Annotated in this window: 14 protein-coding genes; 4 read left to right on the forward strand and 10 right to left on the reverse strand. The window is 57.9% G+C overall.

Annotation, left to right across the window (positions count from 1 at the left end):
- Window positions 1-73: 73 nt before the first annotated feature.
- The 9 genes from QMX84_RS23770 to QMX84_RS23810 all read right to left on the reverse strand — a co-directional run bounded on the left by QMX84_RS23770 (window position 74) and on the right by QMX84_RS23810 (window position 8,024).
- Window positions 74-532 (reverse strand): transposase, encoded by a 459-nt coding sequence (locus tag QMX84_RS23770; protein ID WP_282364930.1) that lies wholly within the window; start codon window positions 530-532, stop codon window positions 74-76.
- Window positions 533-714: 182 nt separating this feature from the next.
- The gene (locus tag QMX84_RS23775; RefSeq protein WP_003444581.1) at window positions 715-930 is read right to left on the reverse strand and encodes a TOBE domain-containing protein; all 216 of its coding nucleotides are present in this window, start codon (window positions 928-930) and stop codon (window positions 715-717) included.
- A 31-nt stretch (window positions 931-961) separates the two neighbouring features.
- Entirely contained in the window at window positions 962-1,768 is an 807-nt protein-coding gene (ssuB, locus tag QMX84_RS23780) for an aliphatic sulfonates ABC transporter ATP-binding protein (RefSeq protein WP_048371090.1), read from the reverse strand.
- Entirely contained in the window at window positions 1,765-2,571 is an 807-nt protein-coding gene (ssuC, locus tag QMX84_RS23785) for an aliphatic sulfonate ABC transporter permease SsuC (protein WP_048390911.1), read from the reverse strand. The genes ssuB and ssuC overlap by 4 nt, the downstream gene beginning before the upstream one ends.
- 7 nt (window positions 2,572-2,578) lie before the next feature.
- Complete coding sequence (gene ssuD, locus QMX84_RS23790; RefSeq protein WP_048371092.1) at window positions 2,579-3,727, reverse strand: FMNH2-dependent alkanesulfonate monooxygenase; 1,149 nt, start codon at window positions 3,725-3,727, stop codon at window positions 2,579-2,581.
- Window positions 3,728-3,758: 31 nt separating this feature from the next.
- A complete protein-coding gene (locus QMX84_RS23795) occupies window positions 3,759-4,724 on the reverse strand; it encodes a sulfonate ABC transporter substrate-binding protein (RefSeq protein WP_123750757.1) in 966 nt (321 codons plus the stop codon).
- Window positions 4,725-4,831: 107 nt separating this feature from the next.
- Entirely contained in the window at window positions 4,832-5,425 is a 594-nt protein-coding gene (gene ssuE, locus QMX84_RS23800; protein WP_262125192.1) for an NADPH-dependent FMN reductase, read from the reverse strand.
- 299 nt (window positions 5,426-5,724) lie between these two features.
- Entirely contained in the window at window positions 5,725-6,363 is a 639-nt protein-coding gene (locus QMX84_RS23805) for a peroxiredoxin (RefSeq protein ID WP_048371098.1), read from the reverse strand.
- Between the two features lie 311 nt (window positions 6,364-6,674).
- Window positions 6,675-8,024 (reverse strand): OprD family porin, encoded by a 1,350-nt coding sequence (locus QMX84_RS23810; RefSeq protein WP_048389194.1) that lies wholly within the window; start codon window positions 8,022-8,024, stop codon window positions 6,675-6,677.
- Window positions 8,025-8,522: 498 nt separating this feature from the next.
- On the opposite strand from QMX84_RS23810, the gene tauA reads away from it, so the two are divergent.
- From tauA to tauD, 4 genes are read left to right on the forward strand one after another with little or no spacing between them, the layout of a single operon-like run.
- Complete coding sequence (tauA, locus tag QMX84_RS23815; protein ID WP_262125194.1) at window positions 8,523-9,503, forward strand: taurine ABC transporter substrate-binding protein; 981 nt, start codon at window positions 8,523-8,525, stop codon at window positions 9,501-9,503.
- Window positions 9,504-9,530: 27 nt separating this feature from the next.
- The gene (gene tauB / locus QMX84_RS23820) at window positions 9,531-10,325 is read left to right on the forward strand and encodes a taurine ABC transporter ATP-binding subunit (protein WP_153330245.1); all 795 of its coding nucleotides are present in this window, start codon (window positions 9,531-9,533) and stop codon (window positions 10,323-10,325) included.
- Window positions 10,322-11,155: a taurine ABC transporter permease TauC gene (tauC, locus tag QMX84_RS23825; RefSeq protein ID WP_048371105.1), complete on the forward strand. Its 834-nt coding sequence runs from the start codon at window positions 10,322-10,324 to the stop codon at window positions 11,153-11,155. Before tauB ends, tauC begins: the two co-directional genes overlap by 4 nt.
- Window positions 11,156-11,210: 55 nt before the next feature.
- Complete coding sequence (gene tauD / locus QMX84_RS23830) at window positions 11,211-12,044, forward strand: taurine dioxygenase (protein WP_262125197.1); 834 nt, start codon at window positions 11,211-11,213, stop codon at window positions 12,042-12,044.
- On the opposite strand, the gene QMX84_RS23835 is transcribed toward tauD, so the two are convergent.
- Window positions 12,041-13,400: RHS repeat-associated core domain-containing protein (locus tag QMX84_RS23835; RefSeq protein WP_282364931.1), on the reverse strand; the 1,360-nt coding region annotated here is incomplete at its 5' end. The two genes, tauD and QMX84_RS23835, sit on opposite strands and share 4 nt — an antisense overlap.

A 13,400-nucleotide genomic window follows, 5' to 3' on the forward strand; every position in this document is an offset into this window, starting at 1 on the left:
GAGCTTGCCTCGCGATCTTTTGATCGTTTAAAAGATCGCGAGGCAAGCTCGCTCCTACAGTGGGGCGGTGTGTTTATAGCCAGATGGCATCCCAGTGAGGGTAGTCACCCAAACGCTTGACCAAGCCTGCCCGCAAGGGGTTGGCAACGATATAGCGGGCAGCATGAACCACATCTTCGTCATAACGGATTGCCCGGTCGTGATAGCCCTTTTGCCAAAGCTTGAGCGGGCTTCCTTGTGCAACGCCAATGCTCATGGCCGCACGTGATTTTGTCCGTTGCATCACCGTTGAAAGACTGGCGTGCTTGAGCTCGATCAGCCAATGAAAGTGATCCGGCATCACGACCCACGCCAGTGATGTGACGTAACATTCTTGATGAGTTCGCTTCAGTTCATTGATCAATAAGCGAGCGACAAGAAAATCACTGAAAAAAGGCTCACGATTCTTCACCACTGCAGTGACCAGATAAATACGGCCACTTTCGGAATATCTTCCTGTTCGTAACCGACATCCATGAGCCGAATCTGCCATTCCCTTTCCTTGTGAATAAGCATCAAAAGAAAAAGGTTAGTGTCGTCGCGGCAATAGCGGACCCCGCCTGTGAATCTGAATCTGTCTCCCTTGTGTAGGAGCGAGCTTGCCTCGCGATCTTTTCACCCATAAAAAAACCCCGAAGGGCTCGCGCCTTTCGGGGTTGTGGGTCTTGGCATGGGTTACAACTTGGCGATGGACACTTCGGTGGATTTTACGAAGGCGATCACTTCGCTGCCGACCACCAGTTCCAGCTCTTTGACCGAGCGGGTGGTGATGACGGAGGTGACGATGCCGGAGGCGGTTTGTACGTCGATTTCGGACAGTACGTCGCCCAGGACGATTTCTTTGATGTGGCCTTTGAATTGGTTACGAACGTTGATGGCTTTGATGGTCATGGTGTCGATTCCTGTCTTGAGAAAAGTAGGTTTAAAGCGCCCAACGCAGTTGCGTCGGCAGCGGTGCAACAGGGTCTGGCTCAGGTGGCGAGCCAGGTAAAGCGAGCACTCGGTGAAGCACTTCGGTTTCCAGTGCCGCCAGTCGATGTGAACCACGCACCCGAGGGCGCGGCAGTTCGACGGTGAGGTCGAGCCCCACTTCACCGTCTTCGATCAGGATGACCCGGTCAGCAATCGCAACCGATTCGCTGACGTCGTGGGTCACCAGTAATACGGTGAAGCCATGCTGGCGCCACAGGCGTTCGATCAGTTGTTGCATCTCGATGCGGGTCAGCGCATCCAGTGCACCCAAGGGTTCGTCCAGCAGTAGCAAACGCGGTTGATGAATCAAGGCGCGGGCCAGCGCTACACGCTGTTTTTGCCCGCCCGACAAGGCCGCTGGCCATTCATTGGCGCGCTCGGCCAGGCCGACTTCTTCCAGCGCCTTGAGGGCTTTTGGTCGCCAGTCGCCTTTAAGGCCAAGGCCCACGTTGTCGATGACTTTTTTCCAGGGCAGCAAGCGCGCTTCCTGAAACATTAAGCGGGTGTCTTCACGGGCTTCTTGCAGCGGCGCGCTGCCGGCCAGCAGTTCGCCGCCCGTGGGCTGGTCAAGCCCGGCCAGCAGGCGCATCAAGGTGCTTTTGCCGCAGCCGCTGCGGCCCACAATGGCGACAAACTGGCCCGCCGGGATGTGCAGGTTGATGCCACGCAGCACCAGACGATCGCCAAAGGCTTTTTGCAGGCCCTTGACCACCAGCGGGATGCCCTGACGCAAATGCGGAGGTTGTTGAGCTGTCATGCGGCACCGCCTTTTGGCACTTGATAAGCCGGGTGCCAGCGCAACCAGACACGTTCCAGACCTCGGGCGGCAGTGTCTGCCAGCTTGCCGAGGATCGCGTACATCACAATGGCCAAGACCACCACGTCGGTCTGCAGGAACTCCCGGGCGTTCATCGCCAGGTAGCCAATGCCGGAGCTTGCGGAGATGGTTTCAGCCACGATTAGCGTCAGCCACATAAAGCCCAGGGCGAAGCGCACGCCAACCAGAATCGACGGCAGCGCGCCCGGCAGGATCACTTGCCAAAACAGGCTGAAACCCGACAAGCCGTAGCTGCGCGCCATTTCTACCAGCGCCGGATCGACGTTGCGGATGCCGTGATACGTGTTGAGGTAGATCGGGAACAAGGTGCCCAACGCCACCAGAAAAATCTTCGCTGACTCGTCGATGCCGAACCACAAAATCACCAGCGGGATCAGCGCCAGGTGCGGCACGTTACGGATCATTTGCACCGAGCTGTCGAGCAGGCGCTCGCCCCACTTCGACAGGCCGGTGATAAAGCCCAGCGCCAGGCCGATGCTGCCACCGATCGCGAAGCCCACACCGGCACGCCAGCCGCTGATGGCCAGGTGTTTCCAGATCTCGCCACTGCGCACCAACTCCACGCCCGCTTCAATCACTGCAATCGGTGAAGGCAGGATCCGCGTCGACAACCAGCCCGCCGACACCGACAACTGCCACACCGCCAACAGCAACACGGGCAATGCCCAGGGGGCAAACGTGTGGGCGATTTTATGAAGGCTTGTAGCCTTTGCCGTACTCATGCTCGCCTCAGCTCTGCGACGCAGCTTTAGGGAGGATGTCGTTGGCGACCATTTCGCCAAACGGGCTCACGTAGCCTGCGCTTTTCGGCAATTCCGGGCGCTCGATGTCCAGGTGCGGGAACAGCAGTTCAGCCACGCGGTACGACTCTTCCAGGTGGGGATAACCCGAGAAAATAAAGGTGTCGATGCCCAGGTCTGCGTATTCCTTGACCCGCGCTGCAACCGTTGGGCCGTCGCCGACCAGTGCCGTGCCCGCGCCGCCGCGAACCAGGCCCACGCCCGCCCACAGGTTAGGGCTGACTTCGAGGTTATCGCGGCTGCCGCCGTGCAGCGCAGCCATGCGCTGCTGGCCTACCGAGTCAAAGCGCGACAGTGATGCCTGGGCACGGGCGATGGTGTCGTCGTCCAGGTGCGAGATCAGTTTGTCGGCGGCTTTCCAGGCCTCTTCGTTGGTTTCACGCACGATCACGTGCAGGCGAATACCGAAGCGCACGGTGCGGCCGAGCTTGGCGGCCTTGTCGCGCACTTGCTGGATTTTTTCTGCGACCGCAGCCGGCGGCTCGCCCCAGGTCAGGACCATTTCGACCTGTTCGGCGGCCAGGTCTTGCGCCGCTTCTGAAGAGCCACCGAAGTACAGTGGCGGACGCGGTTGCTGGATCGGCGGGTAGAGCAGCTTGGCGCCTTTGACCTGGATGTGCTGGCCGTCGTAGTCAACGGTTTCGCCTTCCAGTACGCGGCGCCAGATACGGGTGAATTCCACCGAGGCCTGGTAGCGTTCTTCGTGGCTCAGGAACAGGCCGTCACCGGCCAGTTCGTCCGGGTCACCGCCGGTGACGAGATTGAACAGGGCACGGCCACCGGACAGTCGGTCCAGGGTCGCCGCTTGGCGCGCCGCCACGGTGGGCGAAATGATGCCAGGGCGCAGGGCTACCAAGAATTTCAGGCGTTGGGTCACCGGGATCAGCGAGGCAGCCACCAGCCAGGAGTCTTCGCATGAGCGTCCAGTCGGGATCAGTACCCCGCCAAAACCCAGGCGGTCTGCGGCTTGCGCCACTTGTTGCAGGTAACCATGATCAACCGCGCGAGCACCTTCGGAGGTGCCAAGGTAATGGCCATCCCCGTGGGTAGGCAGGAACCAGAAAATGTTGAGGCTCATGGAGTGGTCTCCTAAAGGGGTACGGCAAGCATTAAGGGGCTGTGGCCGCGGTGGCGGGCGGCGTCCAGATCACGTCTTTAATCGTCAACGGCTTGGGGATGAGCTTGAGCTGGTAAAAACTGTCGGCAATTTTTTGCTGCGCGTTGACCACTTCCGGGGTCAGGAACTGCGCGCCGTAACCCTGACGCTTCACCGAGGTTTCGGTGATATCGACCGGCAGGCCGAGCAGCGGAGCAACCTGCTGGGTCACTTCGTCAGGGTGTGCCTTGGCCCACTCACCGACATTGCGCACTTCTTCGATCAGGGTTTCGATGACTTTGGGGTGCTTTTCAGCAAACGGTTTGGTCGCCAGGTAGAACTGGTGGTTGTCAGCAATGCCGGTCGCGTCACGCAGCGTACGGGCGTGCAGCTGTTGCTCGGCGGCGGCCTGGTACGGGTCCCAAATGACCCAGGCATCGACACTGCCACGCTCGAAGGCGGCACGGGCGTCCGCTGGCGGTAGGAATACGGTCTGGATGTCGGTGTATTTCAGGCCGGCGTCTTCAAGGGCGCGCACCAGCAGGTAGTGCACGTTGGAGCCTTTGTTGAGGACAACCTTTTTGCCTTTGAGGTCTTTGACCGAGGTGATCGTCGAGTCTTTGGGCACCAGAATCGCTTCGCTGGTCGGCGCTGGCGGCTCGTATGCGACGTAGAGCAGGTCGGCACCGGCGGCCTGGGCAAACACGGGCGGGGTTTCTCCGGTTACGCCGAAGTCGATGGAGCCTACGTTGAGGCCTTCCAGCAGCTGCGGGCCGCCCGGAAATTCAGTCCATTGCACGTCGACGCCCTGATCGGCCAGACGCTTCTCCAGCGTGCCTTTGGCCTTGAGCAGCACCAGCGTGCCGTACTTCTGGTAGCCAATACGTACCGTATCGGCCTGGGCTTGCAGTGCTACGCCTAATGACACGGCTGCAGCCAGCAGTGTGGCCAAACCACGACGCAAAATGACAGGGCGCATGGCGCTCTCCTTTATTTATTTGTTCTGTAGGAGCGAGCTTGCCTCGCGATCTTTTAAAAGATCCAAAGATCGCGAGGCAAGCTCGCTCCTACAGGGTGTTTTTAAGTTCAGATACTCCAGCGAGCCGTGCGCAGGCGCTCGTTGAGGATGTCGGGGTCCAGCGGTTTTGGGCGACGGGCCAGGGCGCTGTAAAAGTGCTCCAGTGACTCGTTCAAACGTTGTTCCAGCACCGGCACCAACTGCGCCTGAGCGCTGCCTTCGCCGTAAGCAATCTGGCTGTCTTCGGCAAAGATGCCGTGCAGCATTTCCTGGGCCTTGAGCGCTGACAGTACGGGCTTCAGTGCGTAGTCCACGGCCAGCATGTGGGCGATGCTGCCGCCGGTCGCAATGGGCAACACCACTTTGTGGCTCAAGGCACGTTCAGGCAGCAGGTCGAGGATGGTTTTCAGCGCACCGCTGAAAGAGGCCTTGTACACCGGAGTCGCAATCACCAGGCCGTCGGCCCGATCAATCTGCTCCAGCAGGTCGATAATTTTTGGACTGTCGAAACGCGCATGCAGCAGGTCTTCAGCCGGGAAGTCACGTACCTGGTAACTCACCACTTCGACGCCATTCTGGTTGAGCCAGTGTTTGGCGCGGTCCAGCAACACCCCGGAACGGGAGCGTTGACTTGGGCTACCTCCGATTGTCACAACCAGCATTTACGGTTTCCTTGAATGAAATTTTTCAATTTTCTGTCAGCGTTTTCGCTTAGATGGAACTGACCTTAACAGGTGTTTTTTATATCCATAAATCATATTTGTTCATTTGTTTATTCCTTAAACGCATATGAATTAGCAGGCAAAAAAAAGGCCGTCGAAACGGCCAAAACCCTGTGACATTGAAGAAGAACACCTGTAGCCGCTGCCGCAGGCTGCGATAAGGCCCGAAGGGCCTTCAGCCCCTTGGGCCTGCTGCGCAGTCCATCGCAGCCTGCGGCAGCGGCTACACGTTGTAAGCGTTACTTGTTTGGCTGTGGTGTCAGGCGCAGGTAGGGCTTCACAGCGCGATAACCTTTAGGGAAGCGTTTGTTGATTTCGTCTTCGTCTTTGAGCGATGGCACGATCACCACTTCGTCGCCGTCTTGCCAGTTGGCCGGGGTGGCCACTTTGTAGTTGTCGGTGAGTTGCAGCGAATCAACCACACGCAGAATTTCGTTGAAGTTACGCCCCGTGCTGGCCGGATAAGTAATGGTCAGGCGGATCTTTTTGTTCGGGTCAATCACGAACAGTGAGCGCACGGTAAGGGTGTCGCTGGCGTTAGGGTGGATCAAGTCGTAGAGGTCGCTGACCTTGCGATCGGCGTCGGCCAGGATCGGGAAGTTGACGACTGTATTTTGCGTTTCGTTGATGTCGCCAATCCACTTGTGGTGCGAGTCTACCGGGTCAACCGACAGCGCGATGGCCTTGACGCCACGCTTGGCAAACTCATCCTTGAGCTTGGCGGTGAAGCCCAGTTCAGTGGTGCACACCGGCGTGAAGTCAGCCGGATGAGAAAACAAAATGCCCCAGCTGTCGCCCAGCCAATCGTGAAACTTGATGGTGCCAGCGCTGGAATCCTGTTCAAAATCGGGGGCGATATCGCCAAGTCTTAGGCTCATGGTGCAGCTCCTTTTTTGTCGTGAGTGGCGGGGCGTGATGGGCTTACTCTGCCTGCTTCACGAACTAATTAAAAAGAATAAATATCGATTTAATTAGAACCAAAAGGAATACTAAAAACTGTTTCATTGGACGCGACAAAGCACCAGGTCCACTCTGGATTCAGGTTTAGGCAAGGGGAGCGGCAAGGAGCTGCGACTACTCAATGTGTTACGAATGAGCCGTCTGGCCCTTCGGTAAACACCCTGCCCGGCATTGCGCCGGGCAGGATTTTTCTTACTTTTACGTCTTACTTTTTTTCGCTACAACCGACTTACAACAGTGGGATCGAGTAGCTCACGATCACACGGTTTTCGTCCTGGTTGCGCTGGCCAGCAATGGTGTTGCGCCACATGGCGTTTTTCCACATGAAGCCCAGGTTCTTCAGAGCACCTTCCTGAACAACGTAAGCCACGGTGATGTCGCGTTCCCACTCGGTCGCGCCATCATTGGTTTGTACTTTGCTGGCGTTGTAAGTGTCGATGTTGTTGCCGCGCAGGTACACAGCACCGGCGGTCAGGCCAGGTACGCCAACCTTGGCGAAGTCATACGAGTAGCGTGCTTGCCAGGTACGTTCGCCAGCACGGCCGAACTTCTGGATTTGCGAGTCGGTGATGGTGTAGTTCGACGAACCGTCGCCCTGGTTCAGCCAAGGGAAGTCGCTGCTGCCGTTGCTGACCTGGTAGCCGCCACCGAAGGTGTGGCCTTCAACCGAGTACAGGAACAAGGCGCTGTACAGGTTGTTGTCGACCTTGCCTTTGCCGCTCGCCAGGCTCTGGTAGTTGCCGCTGCTGTAGTACGCAGGGTCGTAACCATTACGGCCGTCGTCTTTGCTGTTGAAGTAGCGCAGGTCAGACTTCAACACGCCCGGGCCGATTGCCCAGTTGTGGACCAGGCCCAGGAAGTTCTGTTTGTAGAACTTGTCCAGGTTGCCGTAGTAGTACTGAACCAACAGGTCTTTGTTGATTTTGTAGTCACCACCGGCATAGACGAACTTGTTGCTGTTGGCTGTACGAGCGTTCGCACCACCAATGGACATTTGTTCGTTGCTGCTGGAGTTACGGCCTTTAACGTGCTCGATCTGACCGGCGATCAGGGTCAGGTCCTTGATCTCGTTGGAGGTGACCTGGCCACCTTCAAAGGTCTGTGGCAGCAGACGACCATCGTTATAGGAGATGACCGGCAGTTTCGGCATCAGGGTGCCGTACCGCAGTTCGGTCTGGGAGAACTTGGCTTTGGCAGTCACGCCCAGGCTTGAGAAGTCATTAACCGCTTTGCCGTTGGACTTGCTCGGGAACACAGTGCCGCCGTACGAGGTCGAGGTAGCGCCGTTGGTGCCGCCGCCCGAATCAAGACGTACGCCCAGCAGAGCGATAGCATCCAGACCGAAGCCCACAGTACCTGCGGTAAAGCCCGAGGTGTAATCCACCTGGAAGCCTTGGCCCCACTCTTCTTGCTTGCTCTGAGCGCCTGCAGCTTTAGTGCCTGCGTCGCGGTTGTCGGTGTTGATGTAGAAGTTACGCAGTTTCAGCGTCGCTTTGCTGTCTTCGATGAACCCTTCAGCGCTCGCTTGTTGCGCCAGCAAGCCGAGGGCTACAGCCACGGCAACGGTGGACTTCTTCATGGTGCTGCTCCTTTGAATTCTAATTTTTGTAGTTCTTTAGCCCGAAATCTGACGTCTCGGTGCTCCAGATGCGCGATTAGCGCCAGACAGTGACTGCCAAGTCAATCGTAACGTTTGAGGTTTACGACCTTTGTCTAGTCATCTGCGGTGTGTACGTAGGTTAAAGACTTTTTTATAAACCAAAAAAGAATTATTTCAAGATCCTTCATAACTTATTGGCATATTAAAGGAAATTTCCTACGACCACGCGGGCGGATGCTATCGGCCTTTGGTCTTATTTATAAATAGATTTTTATGAAATTTTTAATAAGCGTTCATGTCACGGCGCTGAAGCGATTTTGTGTGACCGGAAAAACCCGTTAAAGCTCGTGCGCGCGCACGTAAAGAAGGATCAATAACTTCATAAGCTAATGCATAAAAGTTATTTATTTACTCATTCTTAGATCATTTAACCTCGCATCCAGCCAATTAACGGCCGCCAGCCGAGGATTCCCCCAGATGAAACTGAACACCCCCCTACGCCTTTTGGCTGCACTCTCTCTGGCCGGTGCCAGTTTCTTTGCGCAAGCCGCCAACGACGTCACCGTGGCTTACCAAACCACCGTTGACCCGGCCAAAGTGGCCCAGGCTGACGGCGCTTACGAAAAAGCCACCGACGCCAAAATCAACTGGCGCAAATTTGATAACGGTGCCGACATCATTGCCGCCATCGCCTCGGGCGACGTGCAGATCGGCTACCTGGGATCGAGCCCGCTGACCGCCGCCATCACCCGCGGTGTTCCGGTCGAAACCTTTTTGGTCGCCACCCAGATCGGCGGCGCTGAAGCCCTGGTAGCCCGCAACGGCTCGGGCATCAACAGCCCACAAGACCTGGTAGGCAAAAAAATCGCCGTACCGTTTGTATCGACCGGCCATTACAGCCTGCTGGCAGCGCTGAAACACTGGAACATCGATCCGTCCAAAGTGACCATCCTGAACCTCGCGCCACCGGCCATTATCGCGGCCTGGAAACGCGGTGATATCGACGCTACCTACGTGTGGGACCCGGCACTGGGTGTGGCCAAAGAGAACGGCAAAGTGCTGATCACCTCTGGCGAACTGGGCAAGCTCGGCGCTCCCACCTTTGATGCCTGGATTGTGCGCAAAGACTACGCGGCCAAGCACCCGGAAATCGTCAAGGAATTCGCTAAAGTCACCCTGGATGCCTACGCCGACTACAACAAGGACCCTAAAACCTGGGTTGCCAACCCAAGCAACGTCGACAAGGTTGTGAAACTTTCCGGCGCCAAGGCTGCTGACATTCCTGGCCTGCTGGAAGGCAACGTTTACCCGGTAGCGGCTGAACAAAAAGTGCTGCTGGGTGCACCGACCACCAAAGCCCTGACTGACACCGCCGCCTTCCTGAAAGAGCAAGGCAAGGTCGACGCTGTGCTGCCGGATTACGCACCGTCAGTGACCGCCCAGTTCGTCACTCAATAACCTACGCCAACTGAGGAATCGACCGTCATGGCCTTGTTATCACTGGAGCGCATCAGCGCACAGTACCCAGGCGCAGCTGAGCCGGTGCTGTCGGATATTTCCGTCAATCTCGGACCTCAGCAGCTGCTGGTTGCACTTGGCCCTTCGGGCAGCGGGAAAACCTCGCTGCTCAACCTGATTGCCGGTTTTGTTGAACCTAGCGCCGGGCGCATCACTCTGGATGGCGCCCCGGTCAAAGGCCCGAGCGCCGAACGCGGCGTGGTGTTTCAAGACGACGTTTTGCTGCCCTGGCAAGACGTGTTGGCCAACGTGGCTTTCGGCCTGGAACTGGCCGGCGTTGCGCGCAACAAACGCGAAGCGCGCGCCCGTGAAATGCTCGCGCTGGTGGATTTGTCGGGCTTTGAAAAGCGCCGTGTGTGGGAGCTGTCGGGCGGTCAACGCCAGCGCGTGGGCCTGGCCCGTGCCTTGGCGGCCGACCCGCGTGTGCTGCTGATGGACGAACCCTTCGGCGCCCTCGATGCGTTCACCCGTGAACAGATGCAAGAGCTGTTGCTGCAAGTGTGCAAACGCACCGACAAACCCGTGTTCCTGATTACCCACGACATTGAAGAGGCCGTGTTTTTGGCCACGGATCTGATTCTGTTGGCGCCCAACCCTGGCCGTATCGTTGAGCGCCTGACCCTGGATTTCGGTCAGCGTTATAACGCTGGCGAGTCCGCTCGCTCGATCAAGTCCGACCCCCGCTTTATCGAAACCCGTGAACACGTGCTTGAGCGCGTGTTTTCACAACGTGGTGCCGCCCAGCGGCAGGAGCGCGCATGAGCAGTTATGAAGTCGCCGCAGCCCCCGTTGCTGCACCTCACGCGCCGCGCCCGGCAAAGCGCAGCCTGAGCACACGCTGGATCAGCGTGCTGACCCTCGCCACGTTGATCCTTGCCTGGTGGGGCGTGACCGCCGCCGGCTTGATCGAACCGCTGTTTTTACCGCCACCATCTGCCGTGCTGGAAAAGGGCTGGTTGCTGGCGACCAAAGGCTACATGGATTCCACCCTGTGGCAGCACTTGAGCGCGAGCCTGAGCCGTATCGGCCTGGGGCTTGGCTTTGCGATTTTGACCGCCGTGCCGGTGGGCATTGCCATTGGCCATAACCGCATTGCGCGGGGCATTTTCGACCCGCTGATCGAGTTCTACCGCCCGATCCCGCCGCTGGCTTACTTGCCGCTGATCGTGATCTGGTGCGGCATTGGCGAGCTGTCGAAAGTGCTGCTGATTTACCTGGCGATTTTTGCCCCGATTGCGATTGCGACCGCCACCGGCGTGCGCACCGTCGACCCGGCCAAGATCCGCGCCGCACAGTCGTTGGGCGCCACGCGCTGGCAGTTGATCCGCCATGTGATTATGCCGAGCGCCTTGCCGGATATTTTGACCGGTATCCGCATTGGCCTCGGGGTCGGCTGGTCGACGTTAGTTGCCGCAGAGCTGATCGCCGCCACCAGCGGCCTGGGTTTTATGGTGCAGTCTGCCGCACAGTTTTTAGTCACAGATGTAGTGGTGCTGGGCATTCTGGTAATTGCCATCATCGCCTTCGCCATGGAAATGGGCCTGCGCGCTCTGCAACGCAAACTGGTGCCGTGGCACGGCCAGGTTCACTAATTACACCGAATATCACACGACGCCGACCCATCGGCGCGCTGCTAGCGAGACGACCATGAGCCTGACCGTTACCCCCATTAGCTCTGCCCTTGGCGCCGAGATTGACGGCGTTGACCTGACCCAGCCACTGAGCCTGGAACAGCGCGATGCCATCGAGCAGGCGTTGCTTCAGCACCAGGTTATTTTCTTCAAAAACCAGGTCATCACCCCGCAACAGCAAGCGCGTTTTGCCGCCAACTTTGGTGACCTGCACATTCACCCGATTTACCCCAACGTACCGGAGCAGCCTGAAGTGCTGGTGCTGGACACGGCCGTGACCGACGTACGCGACAACGCGGTGTGGCACACCGACGTGACCTTTTTGCCAACCCCTGCGCTGGGTGCAGTTTTGAGCGCCAAGCAGTTGCCGGCCTTCGGCGGCGATACCTTATGGGCCAGCGGCATCGCGGCCTTTGAGGGCTTGTCCAAACCGCTGCAAGTGCTACTGGACGGCCTGACCGCCACCCACGACTTCACCAAATCGTTCCCGCTGGAGCGTTTTGGCTCGACCCCCGAAGACCTTGCTCGCTGGGAACAGACCCGCAAAAACAATCCGCCGCTGTCCCATCCGGTGGTGCGCACGCACCCGGTGAGCGGGCGTAAATCGCTGTTCGTCAATGAAGGCTTCACCACCAAAATCAATGAGCTGTCAGAGGCCGAAAGCGACGCGATTTTGAAGTTGCTGTTTGCCCACGCCACCCGCCCTGAATACACCATCCGCTGGCGCTGGCAAGAAAACGACGTGGCCTTCTGGGACAACCGCGTCACCCAGCATTACGCCGTGGACGACTACCGCCCTAACCGTCGCGTGATGCACCGCGCGACCATTTTGGGTGATGCGCCGTTCTAACGCCGGGCGCCGGGATCCGTCATAAAAGGCAGCGTCCTTCGTCTTTGCGCAGAGACCGATACTTCGCGCAAGACGAAATGCGTGGCCGAGGGTGCATATGCTCTTAGCCCCAAGCCTGATAGCCCTGGGTGCTCAATCGTGAAGGCGGTCTCAAGCGGGTAGATTCGCTCAGCTTCATTCACGGGTGAATAGAGCTGTAATGCACTGCTACCCTTCACCGTCAGCATGACCTCATTGAACACACCTGGCCGAGTGTCATAGGCGCCGCCAGAGAATTTCTTGGCAACACTGCGCATGTCGCTGACCGACAAAAACTGCTCGGTACGCAGTACGTCGCCTTTGCCGGCATGGGCAGTTAACGCCTTTAAGCCCACATCGGAAACACGATGCCCGCGATAGGTGGTGGTTTGACCGCTGGGGTATTGGCGAATGTGGGTATCGAGCATGGTCACGGCTTCGGTCCTTTCGAGCGTCAACGCCGCCTTCAGAGGCGCCATGCTGGCAGTGCCAAACATGCTGTCTACAGGCTGCATGTCTTCAAAGGTGTGCAGGATGTTGCGCCCCGTCCATCGGCCTGGATCCGGGTTGACCGATGGATTGGTCATAAATCTGGCGGTTTCATTGAAATAGTTGGCAGAGGCAATATAGGCATCGGTCAACCCGCTAAAGATGTTGACCGGATTGGGCGCAGCAATGCTCACAGACTCGTTATAACTACCCATCTCGTCGTAACTGTATCCGGCAGCTCTCACGGCACTCACAGCAGCGACCATGGGTGTGTTTTCATATCTGGCATTTAAGGTGTACCGATAATCTACGTAATCCAGAGGGGACGGATAAATATGTGGGTGGTTCACTCGCAAAAACGTGTCCAGCGCCTGGATGCGCAGTGGCCGGGTATCCGGGTTGCCGCCATTGAGGCCCAACAGGTCTTTAAACGTGATGGGGTTGTTGCTCACCATCGCGAACAGATTCAAGCCATCAATCTCACCGGCCGGGTCTGCGCTGACCCAACGCTGAAGCCATGGTGCGTAGTACCGGAAGCCAAAGTAGTAGAGCCCGCTCGCATCGCGCTCCTTGCCCGAATAGCGGGTGATTTTGTACTGCCCCTGCAAGGTGCTCCTGGCCGCCCACCACGCCGTACCGCCGAACGGGTAATAGCTTTCCTGAGTAATCAACCCGGCCTTGCCATCAAGCTCCAGAACGCTACTGCCCAGATGATCTGACAAGCTAAAGCGCAGGCCGTTATCGGGCATGCCCTGCGGACGCCCCGCGTCCCACTGCAAGACCTGGATATCGCTGTTGCCCGCTTGCACTTTGACGACGTTGAGGTGCTCCCCCGTGGCGCTGTCGCGA

The sequence above is a fragment of the Pseudomonas sp. PS01297 genome (assembly GCF_029959305.1).
In the GTDB taxonomy this organism is placed as follows: Bacteria; Pseudomonadota; Gammaproteobacteria; order Pseudomonadales; family Pseudomonadaceae; genus Aquipseudomonas; species Aquipseudomonas helleri.

What these genes read in the sequence shown, in the direction of transcription:
- QMX84_RS23770 (WP_282364930.1), bottom strand. Translation starts at nt 532, where the DNA reads ATGGCAGATTCGGCTCATGGATGTCGGTTACGAACAGGAAGATATTCC.
- QMX84_RS23775 (WP_003444581.1), bottom strand. Translation starts at nt 930, where the DNA reads ATGACCATCAAAGCCATCAACGTTCGTAACCAATTCAAAGGCCACATC.
- ssuB (WP_048371090.1), bottom strand. Translation starts at nt 1,768, where the DNA reads ATGACAGCTCAACAACCTCCGCATTTGCGTCAGGGCATCCCGCTGGTG.
- ssuC (WP_048390911.1), bottom strand. Translation starts at nt 2,571, where the DNA reads ATGAGTACGGCAAAGGCTACAAGCCTTCATAAAATCGCCCACACGTTT.
- ssuD (WP_048371092.1), bottom strand. Translation starts at nt 3,727, where the DNA reads ATGAGCCTCAACATTTTCTGGTTCCTGCCTACCCACGGGGATGGCCAT.
- QMX84_RS23795 (WP_123750757.1), bottom strand. Translation starts at nt 4,724, where the DNA reads ATGCGCCCTGTCATTTTGCGTCGTGGTTTGGCCACACTGCTGGCTGCA.
- ssuE (WP_262125192.1), bottom strand. Translation starts at nt 5,425, where the DNA reads ATGCTGGTTGTGACAATCGGAGGTAGCCCAAGTCAACGCTCCCGTTCC.
- QMX84_RS23805 (WP_048371098.1), bottom strand. Translation starts at nt 6,363, where the DNA reads ATGAGCCTAAGACTTGGCGATATCGCCCCCGATTTTGAACAGGATTCC.
- QMX84_RS23810 (WP_048389194.1), bottom strand. Translation starts at nt 8,024, where the DNA reads ATGAAGAAGTCCACCGTTGCCGTGGCTGTAGCCCTCGGCTTGCTGGCG.
- tauA (WP_262125194.1), top strand. Translation starts at nt 8,523, where the DNA reads ATGAAACTGAACACCCCCCTACGCCTTTTGGCTGCACTCTCTCTGGCC.
- tauB (WP_153330245.1), top strand. Translation starts at nt 9,531, where the DNA reads ATGGCCTTGTTATCACTGGAGCGCATCAGCGCACAGTACCCAGGCGCA.
- tauC (WP_048371105.1), top strand. Translation starts at nt 10,322, where the DNA reads ATGAGCAGTTATGAAGTCGCCGCAGCCCCCGTTGCTGCACCTCACGCG.
- tauD (WP_262125197.1), top strand. Translation starts at nt 11,211, where the DNA reads ATGAGCCTGACCGTTACCCCCATTAGCTCTGCCCTTGGCGCCGAGATT.